This is a genomic window from Methanoculleus sp. (assembly GCF_035363275.1).
Classification (GTDB): domain Archaea; phylum Halobacteriota; class Methanomicrobia; order Methanomicrobiales; family Methanoculleaceae; genus Methanoculleus.
Genome location: NZ_DAOSET010000096.1, coordinates 1 through 3,791 on the forward strand (window position 1 = coordinate 1; position 3,791 = coordinate 3,791).

6 protein-coding genes and 1 pseudogene are annotated in these 3,791 nt (G+C 64.4%); 5 read left to right on the forward strand and 2 right to left on the reverse strand.

Annotation, left to right across the window (positions count from 1 at the left end; translation table 11 throughout):
• The coding region (locus PLN84_RS12685; protein ID WP_348532140.1) for a helix-turn-helix domain-containing protein at nt 1–377 on the reverse strand (377 nt) is incomplete at its 3' end.
• A 76-nt stretch (nt 378–453) separates the two neighbouring features.
• Here PLN84_RS12685 and PLN84_RS12690 point away from each other — a divergent pair.
• From PLN84_RS12690 to PLN84_RS12710, 5 genes are read left to right on the forward strand one after another with little or no spacing between them, the layout of a single operon-like run.
• Nucleotides 454–1,224 (forward strand): DUF2115 domain-containing protein, encoded by a 771-nt coding sequence (locus PLN84_RS12690; protein ID WP_292385519.1) that lies wholly within the window; start codon nt 454–456, stop codon nt 1,222–1,224.
• Nucleotides 1,225–1,254: 30 nt separating this feature from the next.
• A complete protein-coding gene (locus tag PLN84_RS12695) occupies nt 1,255–1,593 on the forward strand; it encodes a cupin domain-containing protein (protein ID WP_292385518.1) in 339 nt (112 codons plus the stop codon).
• A gap of 6 nt (nt 1,594–1,599) precedes the next feature.
• Entirely contained in the window at nt 1,600–2,376 is a 777-nt protein-coding gene (locus PLN84_RS12700) for a 4Fe-4S binding protein (RefSeq protein WP_292385517.1), read from the forward strand.
• Nucleotides 2,377–2,418: 42 nt separating this feature from the next.
• Nucleotides 2,419–2,754: a cupin domain-containing protein gene (locus PLN84_RS12705; protein WP_292385516.1), complete on the forward strand. Its 336-nt coding sequence runs from the start codon at nt 2,419–2,421 to the stop codon at nt 2,752–2,754.
• A 5-nt stretch (nt 2,755–2,759) separates the two neighbouring features.
• Entirely contained in the window at nt 2,760–3,035 is a 276-nt protein-coding gene (locus PLN84_RS12710; RefSeq protein WP_292385515.1) for an NAC family transcription factor, read from the forward strand.
• A gap of 150 nt (nt 3,036–3,185) precedes the next feature.
• On the opposite strand, the pseudogene PLN84_RS12715 reads toward PLN84_RS12710, so the two are convergent.
• Nucleotides 3,186–3,791 (reverse strand): annotated as a pseudogene (locus tag PLN84_RS12715) (hypothetical protein); the annotation flags it as partial.

Here is a 3,791-nt window from a genome sequence, read left to right on the forward strand (position 1 = left end):
AGCGACTCCGCGTGGCGCCGGATGCTCCACTCCCCCTGCACGTACCAGATCGGCGAGTTCTTCGCCCGGGCGTCGAGGGAGAGCGCCTCCAGGTCCTGCACCGCCGCCGTCGCCGCGGCATCGGCCGCGCTCTTCAGGTGACGGATGACGACGGCGGGTTCGGCCGGGATGTAGACATAGGGGTTCCCCCGCCGGACCGTGATGAAACCCCGTGCGGCAAGCCCTTCGGCGATGTCGTAGACCCTCGGGCGGGGGACGGCGCTCGCTTCGTGGACCTGGCGGGCGCTCCCCTCGCCGATCCCGACGAGGGCCGCATAGACCCGGGCTTCGTACTCCGTCAATCCGAGGGTCGTCAGGTTCCGGACGAGACTGTCCATAGTTGTTACTATGAAAGTTACACCATGATTAAACCTCTCCGCGTCTCATGATCTCCTGTCAAGCTCTGGTGAGACCATGCGGCTGGAAACGATCCTGAACCGTATCCTGCGGCTCATCGGCCGGGAAGACCGTGAGACGTCCGGGGCCGGCCCCGCCGACGCCTGCTCCTTCATCATCGACCCCTTTGATGATGAAGGCGAGGCCGGGGACGGGCAGTCGATATCGGTGGCGGCGATCAGGAGAGCGTGCCGGCGAATGCAGGAGGCAACGACGAAGAAGGACCTCCTCCACGCGATCGCCGACGAGATGAACGCGTTTGACCTGCACGACCTCGAGACGATGCACGCCCGGTTCGAGCGGAAGGTTGCCGACCTCCCGGAGGACTACCGCGACCGGCTCCTTGAAAGCGTCCGGGAGGAGATCTTTTCGGCACACCACCGGCTGGTCCTCCTCTCCCGGAACGGCGGCGGATCCGACGACCCCCCGGACCCGGCTCTCGGCGCGTACTGCGCTATGGTGGCGGAGGCCTGTAGCGAGAAGGCGCGGGAGAAGGACCCGAAGTACCTCTACCTGAAGTACCTCCTCTCCGGGTTCACGATCTTTGTCCTCGAAGAGCCCGCCCACCCGGTCGGCACCCCGTTCCCCGGAGGGCAGATCGTCGACGAATGGGAGGGGGCCTACCTCTGCCCGGTCAGGGATAAGGCCGACGACGTATCGTATGCTCTCTGCCCCTACTGCCCGGCGGTCCAGAGCACGGAACCGACCTTCCCGGAGATGCGGGCCCGCCGCCACGAGCGGCGGCGGCGGGAGAGCCTCGAAAACTACTGGACGAATTATAAGGGATGAACGTGATACGACAGACTGGAGATGAATGATATGAAAATTGTTGATGTAGCAGAGGTGCCGATCAGCGAGACGCCGCACCATGTCGACGTCCGGAAGATCTACGACACCGAGCACGCGAACGCGGTTGTGATCACGCTTGCGCCGGGAGAGTCGCTCAAGAAGCACATCACCCCGGTGGACGTCTTCTTCTACGTCCTCGAGGGGACGGGGATCGTCGAGATCGGCGACGAGCGTACCGAGGTCGGCAAGGACCATCTGGTCGACAGCCCGGCAACGATCCCGCACCGCTGGATGAACGAGAGCGACAGCACCTTCCGGGTGCTCGTGGTGAAGGTCCCGAGGCCGACGACCGGGACGAGGCTGCTGTGAGCTACGATGGTCGTTGAGTCGATCCCGAACAGTGTGGGCTTCATCTACGCCCTCCTTGCTTTTGCCGCCCTTGCCTGGCTCTGGCGCTCGGGCCGGTTCACCCGGCGGCGAGCAGTGCCGTTCCTCGTCGTCTCGGTACTCCTCGGGTTCCTGGTCTTTGCGCCGGTCTTCCCCTACCAACTGCAGGCCGTCGTCCTCCGGGACGCGGCGGCCCTCGGGGCGCCGCTCCCTGCGGCACTCGTCGGGACGCTCGCCTTCATCGTCCTCACCCTCGTAGTCGGCCGGATCATCTGCGGGCAGATCTGCCCCGTGGGCGCCGTCCAGGAACTCATGCATCTCGTGCCGACAAAGAAACGCGGCAACAGCGACAGCCGGGTCCCGACGGCGGTCAGGGCGGGTGTCTTCGTCGTCTTCCTCGCCGCCGGCCTCGGGCTCGGGATAAACCTCCTCGGGCTCATCGGCCTCGCGGACTTCTTCAACCTCACGGTCGCGAGCGTATCGTTCTTCGTCTTCCTTTCGATCGTCCTCCTCTCCGCCGTCGTCTACCGGCCGTTCTGCCGGTACGTCTGCCCCTACGGCGCCCTCCTCGCTCCCGCGGCGTCAAGGGCCCTCTACCGGCTCCGGCGGACGGACGCCTGCATCGGCTGCCGGAAGTGCGAACGGGCATGCCCGACCGGAGCAGCGAGGCCCGATGACCGTCTCGGGGAGTGCTACCTCTGCGGCCGGTGCACGGAGGCGTGCCCGGTGGACGGAGCGCTTGTGTATACACGGGGCGAAAAGTAGATTGCCGGAAGAAGAGTGAGTTATACAGTGAGTGGTTGAATTATGTCAGAAGAGAAACGTGCAGAGTTGCGGGGGAAGGTCCTCCGGTTGGCGGACCTTGTCTCCTACCAGGACGGGACCGTGGCGAGCAGGATGGTTATCAACAAACCCTCGGGGAGCATCACCCTCTTCTCGTTCGACGAGGACGAGGGGCTCTCGGAGCACACCGCGCCTTACGATGCGGTGGTGACGATCCTCGACGGGGAGTGCGAGGTCTGGGTGGCGGGCGAGACGCACCAGATGAAGGAAGGGGAGACGATCATCTTCCCGGCAAACGCCCCCCACGCCCTCTCGGCCATAACCCGGTTCAAGATGTCGCTGACGATGATTCGGGAGTGAGATCCATGACAAACGAGAAAGAGGGCGACTACTGCACCATCTGCGGCGGGATCCGGCCGGACGCGATCAAGATCAAGACGGTCCTCGTGGACGGGAGGGAGACCGGCATCAACCAGCTCGAGTTCATTGTCGCCGGTGTGCGGGACCTGCATCTCGAAAACGACGCCGCAATCCGCGACGAACTTCTCAGGTGGGCGAGCGAGTTCAATTACATCCCGACGAAGAAGAAAGCGGCATACGGTGACGCCCTGATGCAGGAGTATACGGCAACGCCGGAGTGAGTGGCCCACGGCAGAAGGCTCCCCTTCACGCCGGGTCACCTCCACTAAAGACCTATTTTGCATCAGAGCCTGCTTCAGGCCGCTCCGCTCAGCCCGCGCCCATGCTGTTGGTGAAGCACGAGCGAGCGAGAAGCAACGGTCAAAAAAAAGTTAGGCGCTGATGGCAGCCAGTCTGCCATCCTCGGTCACGAACAGCCAGTAGCCCTCGGTCGGTGAGAGCCTCTGGTTCTCGCCCTGCGCCCCGGTCACGTTGTTGATGAGCGCCGGCCGGTAGGCCTGGTTCTCTGCGTCGAAGCCGACGACAAGGACCCAGACGTCTTCCACCGACGTGAGCGTCTCATCAGCAGTCCGTTCGGTCAGGTCGGAGTAGCCGATGGCGTTCCAGCCCGGACTGAGCGTCCGCACTGCAGGAGCCCTCATCGGATTGGTGCTGAGGTTCAGCTGCAGTGTCGTATCCTCGGCCGAGTAGACCCAGTATCCTTCAAGGACTTCCAGGGTCTCGTTATCGCCCAGAGGGGTGAAGCCGCTCGCCGGGGCAAAGGTGTAGACAGGTCGGCCGCCGGTGTCGAGATCGCCGAAGACCGCCGCCACGGTGTTGTTGCCCGCAGAGAGCGGTCGCGGGATCGAGACGAAGTTCCAGCCCTCATAAAGTTCGAGCTCTATGCTCTCCGCCCCCGGCGTCACCGGCGTCGTCGTCGGGGTCGGGGTCACGTTCCCGGTCGGGGTCGGCGTCACGTTCCCGGTCGGGGTCGGGGT